Here is a 20218-nt window from a genome sequence, read left to right as displayed (position 1 = left end):
GATCGGAAGCGTCAGAATAACGCAGAAATTCTATTGACACGCCCCATTCGTGTCACGGACCGTCACAATTTGGCCAAACTACTCCCTGAATAGATAGGTTCACCGACCTTATTATTTGCCCCTACGGGTCGGACCTTGAAGCGCCCCGAGAGCGGGCGCTTTCTTTTTGGGGCACGAGCCGCCACCTGAGCAAGCCTCCACTTGTTTCTGCCGTAATCAGGAAGCATTCAGGTTTCCTGTGAGATGATCACACCGGCGTTAAGGCGATTATCCGTGATCCCGCACCGCATCCTTCTGGCGCTCGCCCAGTCCCTGCTGGCGCTCCTGCTCATGGCGGGAACCGCGCAGGCGAAGCCGTGCCTCATCGATGACCGGGATTGCCTCGGCGCGTCCGAGACCACGCTGGCTCTCTCCGGCGACGCCATCGATTCGCCGGAAGGCGTCCTGGCGGACCTCCAGGCCGTGCCGGGTGGCGACGACGCCCCGGGCTCCCTCCTGCCGGGCGTCGCCCCGACCGTCCTGATCGATCAGGCCCGCCTGATCAGGATGGGCTGCATCGCCTGCCCGAACGCTCCGCCCTCGCACCGGGCCTGCGCCGCTCCTCCGACCGGCCCTCCGTTCGTCTGAACCTTCGCGGCGCCGACGTCGTGCGCACCGCACTCCCGCGGGCGCCTGTGGCGGCGGCCCCCTTGCTCGTGCTTTGACGCGGTTCGAAGCGCCCGGGCGCCCGACTGAAGGCGCCGAAAGACCACTCAGACGAGATCTCCCATGCCCACCACCGCTCTTCGCACAGCCGAGGCGAACCCCGCCGTCGAGGCGCACGCGACCCCGGCCGCTGCGGTCACCCCGCCCCGGCGCCCTTTCTTCCGGCGCTGGATGACACCGGCTCTCGCCCTGGCGGGGTTCGCCGCCCTCGCGGCCCTGCTCATGCGGCTTCTGTCCGGGCTCGACCTCGCGACCGTGGCCGCCAGTGCCGTCGGCACGCCGGTCTCGCTCATCGGAATCTCCCTGCTCTTCGCCGCCGTCAGCTACGCCGCGCTGATCGGGTATGATGCCTTCGGCCTCCGTGCCGCGACCGACAAGGCGGTACCGCTCGGGACCGTCGCGCTCGGGTCCTTCACGAGCTACGCCATCGGCCACACCCTGGGATTTCCGCTCGTCACGGCGGGCGCCGTGCGCTGGCGCATCTATGGCGGGGCGGGCCTGAGCCTGAGCGAGGTCGCCAAGCTCACAGCCGTGGCCGCCATGACCCTGTGGGTCGGCATGGCCGGGGTGCTCGGGCTGAGCGCCACCCTCGAGCCGCAGGCCCTTGCCGCCCTCGACCATCTGCCGATGGGGTTCAACCGCGGCCTTGGGATCGTGCTGCTGGCGGGGCTCGCGGCTTACCTGGCCTGGAGCCGCGGGAGCGGTCGTGAGATCGGCCGGGGACGGATGCAGATCCGCGTCCCGGGCGGCGGAGCGGCGCTCGTCCAGATCGGCCTCGGCCTGACGGACATCTGCGCGGCCGCCGCAGCCCTGTGGGTGCTTCTCCCGGCGGATCTCGGCATCGGCTTTCCGGTTTTCGCGGCCGTTTTCGCAAGCGCCATCCTGCTCGCCGTGGTCAGTCACGTCCCGGCCGGGCTCGGGGCCTTCGAGGCGGCCATCCTGCTGGCCTTTCCGCAGGCTCCGGCGGCCGAGCTGCTGTCGGCCATCCTCGTCTGGCGGCTCACCTACACGCTGATTCCCTTCCTGTTCGCCGTGGCGCTGTTCCTGGCCCACGAGGTGCGGCGCTCGGATGCGAAACTCACCCGCGCGGCGCGGCGCGTCCGGCGCCTCGTGCTGCCCTTCGTGCCGGCAGCCCTTGCCATTCTCACCTTCATCGGCGGCCTCGTGCTGCTCACCTCCGGCGCGCTCCCCAACGATTATTCACGCGTGCGGGCCCTGCGGCTTCTGGTGCCCCTGCCCTTCGCCGAGGTGTCGCACCTCGTCGGCAGCACAGCCGGCGTCGTGCTCCTTATCCTGTCCCGCGGCCTGATGCGCCGCCTCGCCAGCGCCTGGACCCTGTCCGTCGTCGTCATCGGGGCCGGGATCGTGGTGTCGCTGGCCAAAGGGTTCGACTGGGAGGAAGGGCTCGTTCTCGGGGCCGTTCTCACCCTGCTCCTGACCCACCGCTCGGCCTTCTACCGCAAGGCCGGGATCTTCGCCGAACCGCTGGAGCCGCGCTGGCTCGTGGCGGTCACCTTCATTCTCGGCTGCACCCTCTGGCTCGGCTTCACGGCCTTCCAGGACGTCGACTACAGCCATGACCTGTGGTGGCAGTTCAACTGGCACGACGATGCGTCCCGCTTCCTGCGCAGCAGCCTGGGAGCCATCATCATCGGGGCGGCCCTGTCGCTCTACGCGATGATCCATCGTCATCCCGATGCGCGCCGCGTGGAGCCCCTGAAGCCCGACGCGCTGGCGCCCGCCCTCGCCTGCGCCGAGCGCGCGGACGCGCATCTTGCCCTGCTCGAAGACAAGCGCTTCCTCTTCCATCCGTCCGGCGAAGCCTTCCTCATGTATGCCGTGCGCGGCAAGAGCTGGATTGCCATGGGCGATCCCATCGGCAAGCCCGAACATGCGGCCGACCTCATGTGGCAGTTCCTCGAGGAGGTCGACCGCCATGCGGGCTGGCCCGTATTCTACCAGGTCAGCCCGACGCATCTGCCGCTCTATCTCGACGGCGGGCTGTCCCTCGTGAAGCTCGGCGAGGAGGCGCATGTGGATCTCGAGACCTTCACGACGGAGGGCAAGGCCGGCAAGGACTGGCGCGCGGCGCTCAACCGCGCCAAGCGCGAGAACCTCGAGTTCGCCATCATCCCGGCCGCCGAGGTGCCCGGCCATCTCGGCGAGCTGAAAGAAGTCTCGGACGCCTGGCTCGCGGGGCGCGGCGCCGGCGAGAAGGGGTTCTCGATCGGCTTCTGGTCGGAGCGCTACCTGTCCTATTTCGACGTGGCCGTGATCCGCCGGGACGGCCGCATCGTGGCCTTCGCGAACATCTGGTACGGCCAGCCCGGAGGCGAGATCACCATCGATCTCATGCGCTATCTGCCGGGCATCCCCGGCATCATGGATCTGCTCTTCGTCAGCCTCATGCAGGAGGGCAAGGCGCGGGGTTACCGCTGGTTCAACCTCGGCATGGCGCCGCTCTCGGGCCTGTCCGAGCATCGCCTCGCTCCGAGCTGGCACAAGGTCGCGGCCTTCGTGGCGCGCAACGGCGAGCGCTTCTACGGCTTCAAGGGCTTGCGGGCCTACAAGGAGAAGTTCGGCCCCGCCTGGGAGCCGCGCTATCTCGCGAGCCCGGGCGGCTGGGCGCTGCCGCAGATCCTGCTCGACGTGAGCAACCTGATTTCGGGAAGCCCGATCAAATCCATCAGCAAGGGGGCGAGATCATGAGGACGTTCAAGCATCTCCGGAACCTGACCGTCGTGGCGGCGCTCGTCGCCCTGGTGTTCGGCAGCGTGCTGCTCGGCCGCTCCGCATGGTCGGCCCTGATGCCGCCCACCGTCTCCACCACGACGATCGACGTCGAGGGCTTCGGCCCCGTCGACATCGTCCGGGCGGAGGATCGTCCCTCGAAGGGGCTGGTCATTCTAGTGGCCGACGAGGCCGATGCGGCGGCGCGGCGGGAGGATGCCCTTGCGCTGGCGAAGGCCGGGCTGGCGGCAGCCTCCTTCAACTTCGACGCCCTGCGCGCCGACTTCGCCAAGTCGCCGCCCGAGGACGAGTGCCACTACGTGTCGGACGACCTGAAGGATCTCGCCCAGGCGGTGCAGCGCAAGCTCGGGCTGCAGCGCTACTTCTTCCCGGTGATCGCCGGACGGGGCGACGGCGCTGCCTTCGCCTATGCGGCCCTGGCGCAGGCTCCGGCGAACACTCTCGGAGGCGCCATCGGAATCGGCTTCAAGCCCCTGCTGAAGACCGACAGGACCTATTGCTTCGATCCCAAGCTCGAGCCGGCGGGCGACGGCTTCTTCGCCCTGCGCCGGGTGCCCGACCTGCCCGCGCCCTGGCGGGCCATTGCGCCGGAACGCGAGCGCCAGGCCGTGGAGGCCTTCCAGGGCGACGGCGACGAGGTCGCCTTCGTGCCGGCCGAGGACGCCGCCGCCGTCCGCGACGCCCTGATCGACAGCGCCGTCGAGCTGGGCAAGACCGGCGAGCGCGGCCACTCGCAGCTGCCTGTCTCGGTCATCGCCCCCGAGGGGCCGGCGAAAGGGCTCGCCGTCATCATCTCGGGCGACGGCGGCTGGCGGGACATCGACAAGTCCATCGGCGAATGGCTCGCGCAAAAGGGCGTCGCCGTCGTGGGGCTCGATTCCCTGCGCTATTTCTGGTCCAAGAAGAGCCCGAAGGACGTGGCCGCCGATCTCGGTCTGCTGTTCGACCATTACGGCGCGGAATTCGGGACCGACCACTATGCCATCGTGGGGTTCTCGTTCGGCTCCGACATCATGCCCGACGTGTGGCCGGAACTGCCCAAGGCGATCAGGGACCGGGTCGGTCTCGTGTCGCTCCTGGCGCTCGGCACCAACGCGGATTTCGAGGTGACCGTGGAGGGCTTCATCGGCGCCGCCTCCGCCGAGAGCCGGCCCTTGACCCCGCTCCTCCATCAGTTGCCGCTCGACAAGACGCAGTGCATCTACGGCAAGGAGGAGGCGGAGGACAACGAGACCTCCTGCACGGCGCCCGAACTCGGTGGGACGCAAAGAATCGCGCTGGACGGCGGGCATCATTTCGACGGCGATTATTCCAAGGCCGCAGAGGCGATCTGGGGGCGGCTCAAGCCGACCCCGTAGCTCGCCGGGAGGGGCGGCGGCCCGTCAGGACGATCCCTGCGGGGCGAAGAAGCAGATGATCGCGTGGGTGGTCGGCTCCTCGCAGATGTGGAACTTCCCATCCGGGGACATCTTGGCCTCGTCGCGGCCGACGAGGCGCCCGTCCCAGAGCCGCCAGCCCTCCTCGGTCTCGGTCACGGTCTCGCCCCTGGCCTGCGCCAGTTCGCGGCAATCGTGATCGTTGCAGCACCAGGCCGGATACCAGCCATGGGCCAGGGCCGGCCCGCCGAGGAGCCAGCCCGCGACCACGAGTGTTGTCCGTCGCCGACCAGCGGCCATCCTGGATCAGCCCCTCCCGAGGATCTTCCGAGCGGCAAGCTTATCCTGGATCGGCGCGTCCGCCACCCTACCCCTCCGGCTTGGCCGGGCGGCCGGCGATTCCGGGAGGACGAGGGCTCTCCCCGGCCTCACTCCTTCGTCTGGAGATAGGGCTCGACCTTGCCCTTGAGCTTGATGGTCATGGGATTGCCGAAGCGGTCCTTGGCGTTGCCGGCGGTGACGCGGACCCAGCCCTCGCTGACGCAATACTCGTCCACGTTGGTCTTCTCGGCCCCGTTGAAGCGGATTCCCACCCCCTTCGCGAGCAACTCCTCGTCGTAATAGGGGCTGTTCGGGTTCGAGGACAGGCGGTCGGGAAGCGTGTCGGTCATGCGGGGTTGTCTCCGGCGATGGATCGTTCGGGGCGGCAACCTACTCTCTCGGGGAGCGAATGCCAATTCCGACTCACCCGGCGTGACAAGCCCGACGCAATGTCCTACTTTCGTAGAATTCATCTAAGGTAACGTAATAATCCGCGCCAAAGCGGAGCAGCTCAGGGAGATGGCGTTGTCCGCAGCGACAGACGGGATTCACACCGACTTTTCCGACGGCATGAGCTATGGCGACTATCTCCGGCTCGACACGCTCCTCTCCGCCCAATCCCCCCTGACGGCCGAGCACGACGAACTCCTCTTCATCACCATCCATCAGGTGATGGAGCTCTGGCTGAAGCTCCTGAACCGCGAGCTCGACACCGCCCTGGCCTATATCCGGGCCGACGAGCTCCAGCCCGCCTTCAAATGCACCGCGCGCATCAATCGGATCCAGGAGCAGCTGATCCAGGCCTGGACGGTGCTCTCCACCATGACCCCGTCCGACTACCTGAGCTTCCGGCCGGCGCTCGGAAAGTCCTCCGGGTTCCAGTCGTGGCAATACCGGCTGGTGGAGTTCAAGCTCGGCGCCAAGGATGCGGCCAAGATGGCGCCGCACCGCCACCGGGGCGACCTCGCCGAGCAGCTCGAGGCCGCCTACCGGGCGCCGAGCCTCTACGACGAGGCCCTGCGCCTCCTGGCCCGGCGCGGCTATGCGATCCCGGCCGAGGTGCTCGACCGCGACGTGACCCAGCCCTATGCGGCCAACGCGGGGGTCGAGGCCGCCTGGGAGGAGATCTACCGCCATGCGGGCGAGCATTTCGACCTTTACGAGCTCGCCGAGGAACTGGTCGACCTGGAGGATGCCTTCCAGCAATGGCGTTTCCGGCACATGAAGACGGTCGAGCGCATCATCGGCATGCGCAGCGGCACGGGCGGCAGCAGCGGCGTGACCTACCTGCGCAAGGCCCTCGAGCGCTCCTTCTTCCCCGAGCTCTGGTCCGTGCGCGGCAGGCTTTGACGGAGGGGGATGCGCCATGCTTGATCTTCGCCAGCATTTCTCCCGCTTCCTCAACACCGAGCCGGACCGCCTGCATTTCGCGGCCCACAGCCACCACCCCTGGCCCGACGTGACGCGGGACGCGCAGCTCCAGGCCTGGGACGATGCGGCCCGGCTCATGGACGACAAGTGGGAGCATGTCCTGGGTCCGGTCCTCGACGAGTATCGCGGCCACGTGGCCGGGCACCTCAACCTGCCCGATCCGTCCACCATCGCGGTGGCGCCCAACACCCACGAATTCCTCAAGCGCATCCTCTCCTGCTTCCCGGGGGACCGCCCGGTCCGGATCCTGACATCGGACGGCGAGTTCCACTCCTTCACGCGCCAGATCGCCCGCCTGGAGGAGGAGCGGATCGTGGCCGTCACGCGGGTGCCGGCGGAGCCCTTCACGACATTCGAGGACCGCTTCTTCACGGCCGCCCAGGACGGCTACGACCTCGTGTTCGTCAGCCAGGTCTTCTTCAATTCCGGCTTCGCGCCGGATGGCCGCAGGCTCGCCGAATGCGCCTGCGACGGCGCCATGATCGTGATCGACGGCTATCACGGCTTCATGGCGCGGCCGACGGATCTCGGCGGCATCGCGGAACGTGTGTTCTACATCGCCGGAGGATACAAATACGCCATGGCCGGCGAAGGCGCGTGCTTCATGCATTGCCCGCCGGGCTGGGGCCCGCGCCCGCGCGACACGGGCTGGTATGCGGCCTTCGGCAACCTCACCAACGCGCAGGGCGGACAGGTCGGCTACAGCCACGACGGCTGGCGCTTCATGGGCGCCACCTTCGACCCCTCGGGCCTCTACCGTTTCAACGCGGTGATGCGCTGGCTCGCGGATGAGGGCATCACGCCCGGCATCATCCACGCCCATGCGAAGGCGCTTCAGCAGCATTTCCTGCGCCGCATCGAGGCGTCCGCCCTGTTCGAGCACGCTTCCCTCGTGGTGCCGGCGGACGAGATGCGGCGCGGCAACTTCCTCACCTTCCGGACCCCCGAAGCGCAGACGATCCATCGCGACCTCGCGGAATTGCGCGTGGTGAGCGACGTGCGCGGCCAGCGCCTGCGCATCGGTTTCGGCATCTACCAGACGGAAGAGGAAGTGGACGATCTCGTGCGGCGCATCGACGAGGCCGGCGCACTGGAATCCCTGCCCGTCGACAGGCCGTCGGCTGCCTAGCGCATCGGACGGACCCAGAGGGCCGCGTCAGTGACCCGCCTTCGTCCACACGATACGCTCGGCGGCCTTCCGGTCGAGATCACCGGGACAAGCCCGGTGATGACGTGGAGAAGGTGGCAAGGGCCGGTGATGACAACCTCCGCCCTTCCCGCCACCCTCCGCACGTCATGGCCGGCCTTGTGCCGGCCATCCCGATCGGAAGAGCGCGGCGCCTCTTGCATCGAGATCACCGGGACAAGCCCGGTGATGACGTGGGAGGATGAACATCCGGTTCGCGCAAACCTCGCCCCGTCATGGCCGGCCGGTCATCACCCGCCTCTTGCCGGCCGTCCCGATTGTCCCATGCTCATCCCTTGAAACGGCGCATCGTTGAGCGCTGATCGTCAGCGGAGCGGCTGAATCTCGGTGCGTTTCGCGACCGTCCCCGCGGCAGCCCTCGCTTCCAGGCGCGCCGGATCCTGCCGGCCGCATTTGAGGCGGCGCAGATCCGCCGCCGGGGCAGGTCCTGCGGCCTTCATGGTGCGCAGATTGCCGACGGGGCTCGCCCCGTCCGACAGGCCGGTGTTGAGCAGGTCCCGCATGACCAGCGTCCGGGTCGCGGCGCTCGGCGATCCGAGCACCACGCCGACGACGCGCCTGTCCCCGCGCAGGGCCGAGACCGCCACGTTGAATCCGGAGGCGCAGACGAAGCCGGTCTTCGAGGCTTCGAGCCCCGCGTAATCCTCCACCAGCTTGTTGGTGTTCTTGAGCATCCGGCCGTTGACGGTGATCGACGGGGTCCTGAGCAGGTCCATGTGGTCGCCGTGGTAGCTCAGGAGCACCATCATGAGCACGGCCATGTCCCGCGCGTTGGTCACCTGGCGGTCGTCGTGCAGGCCGGTCGGGTTGACGAACCGCGTCCCGGTCATGCCGAGGCGCCGCGCCTCCGCGTTCATGGCGGCCACGAACGCCTCCTCGCTGCCGCCGATGGCCTCCGCGACCGCGAAGGTGACGTCGTTGGCGCTCTTGACCATCATGACCGTGATCGCGTCCTCGAGCCTCAGGGACGTGCCCGGCGGGATGCCGAGCTTCGTGGGGGCCTGGGACGCCGCCTTCGCGCTCATGACCACGGACGTGTCCATGCTGACCTGGCCGGCGCGGACCGCCGAGAGGGCGAGATGCGCCGTCATCATCTTGGTGAGCGATGCGGGATGCCAGGAGCGGGTCGCCTCCTGGGCGGCGAGAACGTCGCCCGTGGACGCGTCCACCAGCAGCATGGGAGAGGCGCCGACGCCGGCAGGCATCAGGAGAAGGCCGGCAGCCAGGAGGAGCGAGAGCGGCTTCATGGCCGGATCGTTGCCCGAACCGTGGCCTGAGGCAAGCGCAACCCGGCAAAAACTGCCCCGCTCTACCTCTTTCGAGATGCGAAGCACCGTTTCGACGCCGTCGGAGGGCCCGTCACACGGCCGCTTCGGCCAGCATGAGCACGATGCCGAGCGCCACCAGGGCGATGCTGGGCCAATGGTGCCTGGGATGCAGGGAGCGCGCCCGCTCCCGCGGCTCCAGGGTGGCGCCGCCCTCCGCCGGGCCCAGGCGATGCGGGTCGCTCAGGCGGCCCTTCCAGAGAACCCGGCCTGCCGCGAGCACGATCCCGGCCACGATGAGCAGCGCACCGATCCAGATGAGGACCATGCCCGAATGCATGCGACCCTCCCCCGTGGAGTTCGACCCCGCGAGCATAGCACAGGGCCAGGGGAGAACACAGGCGGACGGGCACGGCCAGTGTCCCGCGATCAGGCCGCCTGTCCGGCGCACCAGCCGGACGACCATGCCCATTGGAAATTGTACCCGCCGAGCCAGCCGGTGACGTCCACCACCTCGCCGATGAAGTAGAGGCCGGGCACCGCCTTGGCTTCCATGGTCCGGGAATCGAGGTGGCGCGTATCCACGCCCCCGAGCGTCACCTCGGCGGTCCGATAGCCCTCCGATCCGGCCGGCTTGAAGCGCCAGCGGTTGACGGCCTCGGCGATGGCCCGGAGCCGCTTGTCGGAATGATCGGCCAGGTTGGCCGGCCCCTTCTCGGTTTCGGCGACGAGTTGCGCGAGGCGCTTGGGCAGGAGGGCGGACAGGGCGGTCTGAAGCGCCTGCCGGCCGTTCTGCGCGCGGGCGGCGCGCAGTTCCTCGAACAGGTCGACGCCCGGCAGCATGGACAGCACGATCTCGTCCCCCTCACGCCAGTAGGAGGAGATCTGCAGGATCGCCGGTCCGCTCAGGCCGCGATGGGTGAACAGCATGGCCTCGGCGAAAGTCGTCTTCCCGCAGCCCGCCACCGCGTCGACCGACACGCCCGCCAGCGGCGCGAGGCGCTCCAGCATGGAGGGCTCCAGGGTGAGCGGCACGAGGGCCGGCCGCGTCTCGACGATGGGCAGGCCGAATTGCTGCGCGAGATCGTAGCCGAACCCGGTGGCGCCCATCTTCGGGATCGACTTCCCGCCGGTGGCGACCACGAGAGACCGGCATCGCACCGCGCCCTGCGAGAGCGTGAGCGCAAACCCGTCCGACGTCTTCTCGACCGTCGCGACGGAGGTCGAGAGCCGCAGCTGAGCGTTCGCCTGACGCATCTCGGTCAGGAGCAGATCGACGATCTGCCTCGACGAACCGTCGCAGAAGAGCTGACCCAGGGTCTTCTCGTGATAGGCGATGCGGTAGCGCTCCACGAGGGCGACGAAATCTCGCTGCGTGTAGCGGCGCAGGGCCGAGATGGCGAAGCTCGGATTCTGCGAGAGGAAGTTGGCCGGCGCGGCGTTGAGATTGGTGAAGTTGCAGCGTCCGCCGCCGGAAATGCGGATCTTCTCGCCCGGCTTGGCCGCGTGATCGAGGACGAGCACGGAACGGCCGCGCTTCCCGGCCTCCGCCGCGCACATCATCCCGGCGGCCCCTGCGCCGATCACCACCACGTCGAACTGGTCCAAGAGAGGTCTTCCCGAAAGAGATGTCTCGGCGCCTCCGCGCGAACGATGCATGGCGGGCCGGCGTGGAAACGAGATGCGCCGTTGGTAGTGAACCTTGGGACGGGGAGCAAGTCCGGGGTGCAAGTCCGGGGTGCGAGTCCGGGGTGTAAGTGTCAGCGCAGGGCCGGTGATGGCGCCACATGACCGCCAGGCGGGCCGCTCCCTTCACCGACAATGTTCTCGGTCGCAGCCTTGTGTCGATTGAAGCCCACTTGACCCAGGTGTACCATCGGGATGTTTCAAAGCAACCGCGCTGCCCGAAGCGACGGTGTGTCAGTCGAGCCGCCCTCCCGGCATGCGAGCATCCTCGTCCCACAGGAGGTTGTCATGACGATCGCGCCCACCCTTCAACGCTACATGTCCGATCAGGGGATCAGCTACGATCTGATCGCGCACGAACCGGCGATGACCTCGCTGGGCACGGCCCATGCCGGGCACGTGCCGGGCGACCGGCTGGCCAAGGGCATCATGCTCAGCAACGGCCAGAGCTACATGCTGGCCGTACTGCCGGCCTCTCATCACCTGCGCCTGTCCGACCTCAAGACGGAACTCGGCCAGGAGTTGCGCCTCGCCTCCGAGGATGAGATCGTCGAGGTGTTCCGCGACTGCGACCGTGGCGCCATTCCGCCCGTCGGCACGTGCTACGGCCTCGACGTCATCGTCGAGAACAGCATGGAACGCCAGCCGGACGTCTATTTCGAAGGCGGCGACCACGCCACGCTGGTTCACGTGAAGGGCGACGATTTCGCGCGCCTCAACCCGCGGGCCCAGCACGGCACGTTCAGCGACCGGATGTAGCGTCGGCGGAGGCGTTCGCATCCGGCTCGGCGGAACGGCGGAACCATGATAGATCCCGCGCCGTTCAGGCCTCGGCGCGAGGCCTGAACCTTTGCGCCCCTCGCACCCGGTCCGACCGTCCCGCCCCATGCCCCACCTTGCCGAATACGGCGCCCTGTTCGCCGCGGCCTTCCTCTCGGCCACCATCTTCCCGTTCCAGTCGGAGGCCGTGCTCTTCGCCATGCTGGTGGCCGAGCATTATCCCTGGTGGCTGCTCATCCTCGTGGCGAGCGTGGGCAACATCCTCGGCTCCATCGTGAACTGGTTCCTGGGCCGCTTCTTCGCCCGTTTCGAGGACCGGGCCTGGTTTCCGGTGAAACGCCGGCAGATGGCGAAGGCCGAAGGCTGGTACCACCGCTACGGGCGCTGGACACTGCTCCTGAGCTGGCTGCCGGTCGTCGGCGACCCGCTCACCATCGTGGCGGGCGTAATGCGCGAACCCCTGCGGGTCTTCATCCCGCTCGTGGCGCTGGCCAAGGCGGGACGGTATCTGGCCGTCGGGGCCCTGAGCCTGGGGTGGGTTTAAGGGCCCTGGAGGCTCGACCAGATCTCCTCCAGGTGCCGCGGCCCGAGCACCGCCCCGGAGGCCGCGCGGATCACCGCCTCCATGCCGGCCGGCGGCTCGTTGTTCATGGCCCAGTGGATTGCCTCGCGCAGGGTGGCGAATTCCCTTACGTCGCTCGGATGACCCTGGCCGGCCGTGCCGATCGGCTCGTATTGCAGATGGGCCGGGGCATCCAGTTCGGCTTTGCTCAGCATGGCTCGGTCCTGCCTCGTTCGGGGGCTTTGAGCAGGACAACGTTCTTCGGGCTCAAGGCGTTGCAGCCTGGGATCGGTGCGGGCCCCTCATGTCATCACCGGCCCTGTGCCGGTGATCCCGAGCATGACAAGCGCCGCGCCTCACCGGATCGGGATGGCCGGGACAGGCCCGGCCATGACGTGCGGCCCGCCAAGCCTCGGCAATTCCATTGCGGCAAAGCAGGCGCGACCACAAGGAATGGCAATTTTCCTTGCAAGTTTCGCAATTTCAGTCGAACAAAGCAGCAAGTTTTTGAGAGGAAACCATGCCAGCCTATCGTTCTCGCACCACCACACATGGCCGCAACATGGCGGGAGCCCGCGGCCTCTGGCGGGCCACGGGCATGAAGGATTCCGACTTCGGCAAGCCGATCATCGCCGTGGTGAACTCCTTCACCCAGTTCGTGCCGGGCCACGTCCACCTCAAGGACCTCGGCCAGCTCGTGGCGCGGGAGATCGAGAAGGCGGGCGGCGTCGCCAAGGAGTTCAACACCATCGCGGTCGACGACGGCATCGCCATGGGCCACGACGGCATGCTCTATTCCCTGCCCTCGCGGGAGCTGATCGCCGATTCGGTGGAATACATGGTCAACGCCCATTGCGCCGACGCCATGGTGTGCATCTCCAATTGCGACAAGATCACGCCCGGCATGCTGATGGCGGCCCTGCGGCTCAACATCCCGGTGGTGTTCGTCTCCGGCGGCCCGATGGAGGCCGGCAAGGTCGTGCTCAACGGCGTGACCAGGAAGCTCGACCTGGTGGACGCCATGGTGGCGGCGGCCGACGACCGGGTGGCGGAAGAAGACATCAAGGTCATCGAGCGCTCGGCCTGCCCCACCTGCGGCTCGTGCTCGGGCATGTTCACGGCCAATTCCATGAACTGCCTCACGGAGGCACTCGGCCTGTCGCTGCCCGGCAACGGCTCGACGCTCGCCACCCATGCCGACCGGCGCCGCCTCTTCGTGGAGGCCGGCCACCTGATCGTCGACCTCGCCCGCCGCCATTACGAGCAGGACGACGCCAGCGTGCTGCCGCGGGCGATCGCCTCCTTCGCGGCCTTCGAGAACGCCATGACCCTCGACATCGCCATGGGCGGGTCGAGCAACACGGTGCTGCACCTCCTGGCCGCCGCCCACGAGGCCGAGGTCGACTTCACCATGGCGGACATCGACCGCCTGTCGCGCCGGGTGCCGGTGCTCTGCAAGGTCGCCCCCGCGGTCGCCAACGTCCACATGGAGGACGTGCACCGGGCCGGCGGCATCATGGGCATCCTGGGCGAGCTCGACCGCGCCGGCCTGCTCGACACCTCCGTGCCGACGGTCCATTCCGAATCCCTGAAGACCGCCCTCGACCGCTGGGACGTTCGCCGCACCAACAGCCACGCCGTGCACGAGTTCTTCAGCGCCGCCCCCGGCGGCGTGCCCACCCAGGTCGCCTTCAGCCAGGAGAGCCGCTACGACAGCGTCGACATGGACCGGGCCGCCGGCACGATCCGCGACAAGGACCACGCCTTCTCGAAGGACGGCGGCCTCGCGGTTCTGTCCGGGAACCTCGCCCTCGACGGCTGCATCGTGAAGACCGCCGGCGTCGACGAGAGCATCCTGGTGTTCTCGGGGCCCGCCATCGTGTTCGAGAGCCAGGACGACGCGGTGAGCGGCATCCTCAACGGCAAGGTGAAGGCCGGGGACGTGGTGGTGATCCGCTACGAGGGCCCGCGCGGCGGCCCCGGCATGCAGGAGATGCTCTATCCGACGAGCTACCTGAAGTCGAAGGGCCTGGGCAAGGCCTGCGCGCTCATCACCGACGGGCGCTTCTCCGGCGGCACCTCGGGCCTGTCCATCGGCCACGTCTCGCCGGAAGCCGCCGAGGGCGGCACCATCGGGCTCGTGCAGGACGGCGACCGGATCGAGATCGACATCCCGAACCGCCGCATCCAGCTGGCCGTCGACGAGGCCGAGCTGGAGCGCCGCCGCGCCGCCCAGCAGGCGAAGGGCTGGCAGCCGGCCGCCCCGCGCAAGCGCAAGGTCTCGGCGGCCCTCAAGGCCTACGCGATGCTCGCCACCAGCGCGGCCAAGGGCGCGGTCCGGCAGATCTGACGCGAACCGGCCGCAGTCCGAGCGAACGCGGCGCCGGGCGGATCCGGCGCTGCCAAAGGTCTCAGCCGGGGCCTGAAGCCTTGACGAAACACTGTCTCCTGGAGTCCTGTGGGGAGAGACCCAAATCAGCCGCAGGATCCTGAATGACCCGCCTCGCCCTGACCGTCAGCCTCCTTCTCCTGGCCGGCCCCGCCTTCGCCCAGGAGGCGCCGGACGGCAAGGCCCTGCAGCTGACCGTCCGGCCCTCCGGCTATGAAGCCGAGGCCAACGAAGCGACGGAGCGCCAGGCGAGGCTGCTCAGGCGGCTCGAGGAGAGCGACCACATGATCCGGTCGATCTGCATCAATTGCGGCGATTCGTGGAAGCACCAGATCTATGCCCCCTTCAACCCCCTGGCGTCCCTCGGCCGCTCCGGTCAGCCCGCGGAAGAGCCCGGTAACTAAGCCGGCAGACAGACCTTCGGCCGCGCCCGGATCATATTGAGAAGGTTTTCCCGACCCTCTATATTCGGAGGGGTGAGGACGACCTCACACCTTCATGACCCCGGTGGGGACGGCCCTGCCAATGACGGAGGTCCTGTCATGGCATGGACTTGGCTCGGTCTTGCCGGTTTGTTCGAGATCGGCTGGGCGATCGGCCTCAAATACACGGACGGCTTCACCCGCCTGGTCCCGTCCGTTCTCACGGCCGTGAGCATGATCATCAGCGTGGTGCTGCTCGGCATCGCGCTGAAAACCCTCCCGGTCGGGACCGGCTATGCGGTCTGGACCGGGATCGGCACGGTTGGAACGGCCATTCTCGGCATCGTGCTCTTCGGCGAGCCCGCCACCGTGATGCGCCTGGCCTGCATCGGCTTGATCGTGGCCGGGATCCTCGGCCTCAAGTTAGCCTCAGGCTAGCCCCGGCATTTATGGTTGGGGGATCATGACTGCATTCGCTCACATCAGGCCGAAATCGGCGGCGCGAGGGCTCAAGGCCTTCGTGGCCGTGGTCTGCCTCGTGATCGTAGGCCTGGAGGGCTGGCGCGACTGGAGCGAGCGGGAGCAGGAAACCGCCCGGATCAGCGCCGAGACGGTGAACCTCGCCAAATCGCTCGTCCAGCATGCCGAGGACACCTTCGAGGTCGCGGACGCCCTGCTGGTGGACGTGGTGGACCGGGTCGAGATGGGCGGCGTGCTGCCCAACGCGGTCAAGAAGCTGGATACTTTCCTGGTCGAGCGGGTGCAGTCCCTGCAGCGCATCAAGGCCCTGTCGGTCTATGGGGACGACGGCTTCCTCCTGACCAGCTCCCTGCCCGGGCACCGGGGCAAGGCGAGCGTGGAAGCGCAGACGTTCTTCCGGCACCATAGGGAATCCACCAGCAGCGACTGGTTCCTGGGGCCCCTGATCCGCGACCCGCTCGGGGGCGACTGGGTGCTGACCCTGTCGCGCCGCATCGACAAGCCGGACGGCAGCTTCGGCGGGGTCGTTCAGGCCAGCATTCCCCCGCGCTACTTCGCCAATTTCTTCGGCCGGTTCGATGTCGGGACGCAGGGGAGCATCACGCTCATCCACAAGGACGGGACGATCCTGTCGCGCTATCCCTACATCGAGCGCGCCATCGGATCGAGCATCTCGAACGATCCTCTCTTCAAGGAGAAGCGAGGTTCCGGCGCCTACGACTACGTCTCGCCGTTCGATAACGTGGCCCGGATGGGCGGCTACCACCGCAATCACATCTTCCCCATCGGCGTCCTCGCGTCCGTGGGCCGGGACGAGGCCCTGGCGGACTGGAACCGGGAATTCGTCTTCCGCACCGTCGTCATCGGCCTGCTCGTCGCCACGCTGGCCACGCTCGGCTGGGCCTTGGCGGCGGAGCTGCGCCGGCGCGAGGAGACGGAGGCCGAACTCTCCGTGCTCGCCGTCACCGACGGCCTGACGGGGCTGGCCAACCGGCGCATGTTCGACAAACAGCTCGAGACGGAGTGGCTCCGCGCGTCTCGGGAGAAGTCGCCGGTCTCCCTGCTGCTCATCGACGTGGACCAGTTCAAGGCCTACAACGACATCTACGGCCACCCGGCTGGCGACGAATGCCTGCGCACCCTCGCGAAGGCGGTGGCCAGCGCGGCCCGCAGGCCGGGCGACCTGGCGGCCCGCTACGGCGGCGAGGAGCTCGTGGTGCTCCTGCCGGATCTCGACGAAGTCGGCGCGGCCCTCGTGGCCGAGGACATCCGGGCCAAGGTCGAGGCGCTTCGCATGCGCCACGAGGCGAGCTTCCCGTCCCGAATCCTCACGGTCAGCATCGGGAGCGCGACCCGGATTCCGAGCCTGGACCGGTCTCGCATCGGTCCGGCGGACCTGATCGCGCTGGCGGACGATGCGCTCTACAAGGCCAAGCAGGACGGCCGCAACCGCGTCGCGACCGCCAAGGCCGCCTGAGCAGGGCCGCCTGAGCAAGGCCGCCTGAGCCGGATCGGATCCGGCCCGTCGTTGTCGGACCATCCCACCCTGCACGTCATCACCGGCCCTGGGCGGGTGATTCCGATTGTTCGAGGTGCGGCGCCTCACCGGATCGGCATCGTTGGTCCTGACAGCCTCAAGCCGATGCCAGGCTTAACCCGGTGATCTCGCTCCTGTGAGGCAAGACGCCTTTCCGTATCGTGATGGCCGGCACAAGGCCGGCCATGACGTGGGAGGTTTCGGCCACGGTGGGAGGGTGTCGGCTGCAACGGGAAGGCGCCACCGTCTCCCCGTCATCACCGGGCCTGTCCCGGTGATCTCGATCATGGGGAGCGCCGTGCCTTTCCGCGTCAGGATGGCCGGGACAGGCCGGGCCATGATGTGCGGGGGCGTCGGGCAGGGTTCTCTGCTTCTAGAGCATCGGACGGAAAAGTGGATCCGGTTTTCCGTTCTGACCGATGCTCTCATCCAAGAAGAAAGCATCGGATGGATCCCAAAAGTGCAAGTCCACTTTTGGGTCCGATGCTTTAGAGCTGTTTCCACTGGCGTGGAATCACCTCTCTTCTCTTCCTTGCTGTGCCGCATTTTTGACGGCGAACCGGACCCACTTCGCCGAAAAAGGCTCTAGAACACGCATTCCCGGAAGGCCGGCAGCACGGAGCCGTTCCATGCGCCATGGTAAAGCTCCAGCAGGCGCTCCGCCTGGGTGCGGCCGGAGGCGGCGATCTCTTCCGCGTAGGCGAGATGGCGGGTCTCGTCGCGGCCGTCATCGTCCCGGTGGCCGCGGCGCCGGAGGCCGGCGCGGGCGAGCGCCAGGGCGTCGCGGGCGACGTCCTGCACGGACCGGCCGGCGATGCGGGCCTTGAGGGCCTGCCTGGGCACGTCGGCGCGCAGCTGCTCGCGCTCCTGGGCGGTCCAGGCCTTCACCAGGTCCCAGGCCCCGTCGAGGGCGGCCTCGTCGTAGAGGAGCCCGGTCCAGAAGGCCGAGAGGGCCACGATGTGCTCGAGGTTGCCCACGTCGGCGCCGCGCATCTCGAGATAGCGCTTGAGGCGCACCTCGGGAAACACGGTCGACACGTGGTTGGCCCAGTCCGAGTGCGTCGCGTATTCGCCCGGCAACTGGGGATGCCGGCCCGCGAAGAGGTCCCGGAAGGAGGAGCCCGCCACGTCGTGATAGGTCTCGCCGCGTTTGACGAAGTACATCGGCACGTCGAGCACCCAGTCCACATAGCGCTCGTAGCCGAAGCCGTCCTCGAACGCGAAGGCCATCATGCCGGTCCGGTCGCGGTCGGTGTCGAGCCAGATGGCGGAGCGCATGGACAGGTAGCCGTTGGGCCTGCCTTCGGTGAAGGGCGAGTTGGCGAAGATCGCGGCCGCGACGGGCTGGAGCGCCAGCGAGACGCGCAGCTTCTTCACCATGTCGGCCTCGGACGCGTAGTCCATGTTCACCTGCACGGTGGACGTGCGGTACATCATGTCGAGGCCGAGGGAGCCGACCTTCGGCATGTAGTCGGTCATGATGCGGTAGCGCGCCTTCGGCATCACGGGGGTCTGGGCCCGGGTCCAGAGCGGGCTCATCCCGAGGGTCAGGAAGCCGAGCCCGAGCCCCTCGCCCACTGCCTTCGCGTCGGCGAGATGCTGCGCCGTCTCGCGGGCCGTGTCGTGCAGCGTCGCGAGCGGGGCTCCCGACAGCTCGAACTGTCCGCCCGGTTCGAGAGAGATGGCGCCGCCGCCGGTCTCGTCGGCTAGGCCGATGGGACGGCCGTCCTCCATGATCGGTTCCCAGCCGGTGCGCGCCTGCAACCCGTCCAGGAGCGCGCGGATGCCCCGGTCCCCGTCATAGGGAACCGGCGAGGCATCGGCCGTGTAGAAGGGAATCTTCTCGTGTTCGGTGCCGAGCCGCCAGGCCTCGCGCGGCTTCTCGCCGGAGGCGATCCATTCCACGAGCTCCGACCGCGCACCAATGGGGGTCGTATCGGATACGTCCCGCGCCATGCATCACCTCATCAAAAAGCGCGTTCAAGGCGCGCCGACTCAGGGTCGGGACTCAATAAGGGGCTTAAGGCCAAGGCGCAATGAGGGGGGACGGCAGAAAGCGACGAGGGCGGCCCGCCCTCGTCGCGGCATCGGACGTGAAGCGCGGATGCCACGCCGGGATCCGCACGGCCCTAATGCCGGAGCGCCGTTTCTCCCGTCGTCTCGGCGCTGAGCCAGTCGACCACCCCGGCGAGCGCGTCCCGGTTCGACAGGCCACGGCCGACCGCCTCCGTGTAGAGCGTCAGCTGCTGGTCGGCGCTGGTGCCGCGGGCCACGATCCAGCGGGCGAGGTCGAGCTCCCGCTGGCAGCCGAGCACCTTGGCGTCCTCGGCCACGAGGTCGAGGGTCTCGTCGAGGAGCTCCCGCACGGGCTTGGCCGTGCGGGTCTTCTCGTCCACGAAGCTGCCGTGGATGCCGTAGCGCTGGGCCCGCCAGCCGTTCTCGTCGTTGATGGCCCGGGAGGCGCCCGTCTGCCCGGCGTTCAGCGCGGTGTCCAGGCTCAGGCGCCGGACGAGGCAGCGGTAGAGGGCCGCGATCGCGATGGTGTCGTCGAGCCGGGTGCAGCTGTCGGCCACGCGCAGCTCGAGGGTCGGATGCCTCAGGGACGGCCGGATCACCCACCAGACATAGCTCGAATTCTCGATGGCGCGGGCCGCCACGAGGGTGTCGATGTAGCGCTGGTAATCCTGCTCGTTCTCGAACAGGTCCGGCAGGCCCGTGCGCGGCAGCTCGCGATAGGCGGCCAGCCGGTAGCCGAGCAGGCCCGTGCGCTGCGCCTGCCAGAACGGCGAGGAGGTCGACAGCGCGAGCAGGAGCGGCAGATAGGGCTGGATCCGGTTCATGATGTCGACGCGCATGCCGAGCTCCGGCACCTCCACGTGGACATGCATGCCGCACAGGACATTCCGGCTGCCCAGCATCTGCAGGTCGTGCATGACCTTGCCATAGCGCGGCTGGGCCGTGGGACGCACCCGCGACCAGACGGCGAGCGGATGGGTGCCCGAGGCCATGATCGACAGGCCGAAATCGCGCGCGACGGATCCGACCGACGAGCGCAGCGCGGCCAGCTGCGCCCGGGCGTCGGAGAACTCGAGCGCGGGCTTGCTCGCGATCTCGATCTGCGGCTCGAGCATCTCGGGCTGGATGTCGCCCGAGATCTGGTCCCGGCAGGCGGCAAAGAATTCCTTGATCTTCCCCTTGGCGATATCGCGTCTCGGCGCATCGTTGACGAAGTACTCTTCCTCGATGCCGAACTTGAAGTCCCAGCTCATTTCCTTGGTGTCCTCTGTTCTTATTCAGAAATGACCT

19 protein-coding genes are annotated in these 20218 nt (G+C 68.1%); 11 read left to right on the top strand and 8 right to left on the bottom strand.

The features are described 5' to 3' along the window. Positions 1–273: 273 nt before the first annotated feature. From OCW50_RS01240 to OCW50_RS01230, 3 genes are all read left to right on the top strand, one after another. Positions 274–627 carry a hypothetical protein gene (locus OCW50_RS01240; protein ID WP_262296148.1) on the top strand — a complete coding sequence of 118 codons (354 nt, stop codon included), beginning with the start codon at positions 274–276 and terminating at the stop codon, positions 625–627. 141 nt (positions 628–768) lie between these two features. Then, entirely contained in the window at positions 769–3414 is a 2646-nt protein-coding gene (mprF, locus tag OCW50_RS01235) for a bifunctional lysylphosphatidylglycerol flippase/synthetase MprF (RefSeq protein ID WP_262296147.1), read from the top strand. Beyond that, positions 3411–4814, top strand: a complete 1404-nt coding sequence (locus tag OCW50_RS01230; protein ID WP_262296146.1) for a virulence factor family protein — start codon at positions 3411–3413, stop codon at positions 4812–4814. Before mprF ends, OCW50_RS01230 begins: the two co-directional genes overlap by 4 nt. Positions 4815–4838: 24 nt before the next feature. Here the strand turns inward: OCW50_RS01230 and OCW50_RS01225 are convergent, their stop codons facing one another. Next, positions 4839–5132: a hypothetical protein gene (locus tag OCW50_RS01225; RefSeq protein WP_262268511.1), complete on the bottom strand. Its 294-nt coding sequence runs from the start codon at positions 5130–5132 to the stop codon at positions 4839–4841. A 128-nt stretch (positions 5133–5260) separates the two neighbouring features. Further along, a complete protein-coding gene (locus OCW50_RS01220; protein ID WP_262296145.1) occupies positions 5261–5503 on the bottom strand; it encodes a DUF3297 family protein in 243 nt (80 codons plus the stop codon). Positions 5504–5672: 169 nt separating this feature from the next. Here OCW50_RS01220 and kynA point away from each other — a divergent pair, with 169 nt between their 5' ends. Beyond that, the gene (gene kynA, locus OCW50_RS01215; protein ID WP_262268509.1) at positions 5673–6503 is read left to right on the top strand and encodes a tryptophan 2,3-dioxygenase; all 831 of its coding nucleotides are present in this window, start codon (positions 5673–5675) and stop codon (positions 6501–6503) included. 16 nt (positions 6504–6519) lie between these two features. Beyond that, positions 6520–7713, top strand: a complete 1194-nt coding sequence (locus OCW50_RS01210; RefSeq protein WP_262296144.1) for an aminotransferase class V-fold PLP-dependent enzyme — start codon at positions 6520–6522, stop codon at positions 7711–7713. Positions 7714–8096: 383 nt separating this feature from the next. Here OCW50_RS01210 and OCW50_RS01205 read toward each other — a convergent pair whose 3' ends face one another. The 3 genes from OCW50_RS01205 to OCW50_RS01195 all read right to left on the bottom strand — a co-directional run bounded on the left by OCW50_RS01205 (position 8097) and on the right by OCW50_RS01195 (position 10664). Then, on the bottom strand, positions 8097–9038 hold the full coding sequence (locus tag OCW50_RS01205) for a D-alanyl-D-alanine carboxypeptidase family protein (RefSeq protein ID WP_262268507.1): 942 nt from the start codon (positions 9036–9038) through the stop codon (positions 8097–8099). Positions 9039–9150: 112 nt separating this feature from the next. Continuing rightward, positions 9151–9396 (bottom strand): hypothetical protein, encoded by a 246-nt coding sequence (locus OCW50_RS01200; protein ID WP_262268506.1) that lies wholly within the window; start codon positions 9394–9396, stop codon positions 9151–9153. An 89-nt stretch (positions 9397–9485) separates the two neighbouring features. Continuing rightward, the gene (locus OCW50_RS01195; protein ID WP_262268505.1) at positions 9486–10664 is read right to left on the bottom strand and encodes a BaiN/RdsA family NAD(P)/FAD-dependent oxidoreductase; all 1179 of its coding nucleotides are present in this window, start codon (positions 10662–10664) and stop codon (positions 9486–9488) included. Between the two features lie 366 nt (positions 10665–11030). On the opposite strand from OCW50_RS01195, the gene OCW50_RS01190 reads away from it, so the two are divergent. Both OCW50_RS01190 and OCW50_RS01185 read left to right on the top strand, forming a co-directional pair. Next, positions 11031–11501 (top strand): aminoacyl-tRNA deacylase, encoded by a 471-nt coding sequence (locus OCW50_RS01190; RefSeq protein WP_262268504.1) that lies wholly within the window; start codon positions 11031–11033, stop codon positions 11499–11501. Positions 11502–11628: 127 nt separating this feature from the next. Then, positions 11629–12066, top strand: coding sequence for a YqaA family protein (locus tag OCW50_RS01185; protein WP_262268503.1), 438 nt, complete (start codon positions 11629–11631; stop codon positions 12064–12066). On the opposite strand, the gene OCW50_RS01180 is transcribed toward OCW50_RS01185, so the two are convergent. Further along, positions 12063–12299: a hypothetical protein gene (locus OCW50_RS01180; protein ID WP_262268502.1), complete on the bottom strand. Its 237-nt coding sequence runs from the start codon at positions 12297–12299 to the stop codon at positions 12063–12065. The genes OCW50_RS01185 and OCW50_RS01180 overlap by 4 nt on opposite strands. A 305-nt stretch (positions 12300–12604) precedes the next feature. Between OCW50_RS01180 and ilvD the strand changes: the two genes are divergently transcribed. From ilvD to OCW50_RS01160, 4 genes are all read left to right on the top strand, one after another. Next, positions 12605–14434, top strand: a complete 1830-nt coding sequence (gene ilvD, locus OCW50_RS01175) for a dihydroxy-acid dehydratase (protein WP_262296143.1) — start codon at positions 12605–12607, stop codon at positions 14432–14434. A gap of 143 nt (positions 14435–14577) precedes the next feature. Further along, positions 14578–14877: a hypothetical protein gene (locus OCW50_RS01170; protein WP_262268500.1), complete on the top strand. Its 300-nt coding sequence runs from the start codon at positions 14578–14580 to the stop codon at positions 14875–14877. A 138-nt stretch (positions 14878–15015) separates the two neighbouring features. Then, positions 15016–15333: a quaternary ammonium compound efflux SMR transporter SugE gene (sugE, locus tag OCW50_RS01165; protein ID WP_262268499.1), complete on the top strand. Its 318-nt coding sequence runs from the start codon at positions 15016–15018 to the stop codon at positions 15331–15333. A 25-nt stretch (positions 15334–15358) separates the two neighbouring features. Then, positions 15359–16852: a sensor domain-containing diguanylate cyclase gene (locus OCW50_RS01160; protein WP_262296142.1), complete on the top strand. Its 1494-nt coding sequence runs from the start codon at positions 15359–15361 to the stop codon at positions 16850–16852. A 645-nt stretch (positions 16853–17497) separates the two neighbouring features. Here the strand turns inward: OCW50_RS01160 and OCW50_RS01155 are convergent. Together OCW50_RS01155 and OCW50_RS01150 are read right to left on the bottom strand one after the other, a co-directional pair. Then, on the bottom strand, positions 17498–18868 hold the full coding sequence (locus tag OCW50_RS01155) for a glutamate--cysteine ligase (RefSeq protein WP_262296141.1): 1371 nt from the start codon (positions 18866–18868) through the stop codon (positions 17498–17500). 173 nt (positions 18869–19041) lie between these two features. After that, on the bottom strand, positions 19042–20181 hold the full coding sequence (locus OCW50_RS01150; RefSeq protein WP_262268495.1) for a carboxylate-amine ligase: 1140 nt from the start codon (positions 20179–20181) through the stop codon (positions 19042–19044). Positions 20182–20218: the final 37 nt, after the last annotated feature.

This window comes from Microvirga sesbaniae, from assembly GCF_025460805.1.
Lineage (GTDB): Bacteria > Pseudomonadota > Alphaproteobacteria > Rhizobiales > Beijerinckiaceae > Microvirga > Microvirga sesbaniae.
This window is presented reverse-complemented; position numbering and strand designations above follow the sequence as displayed.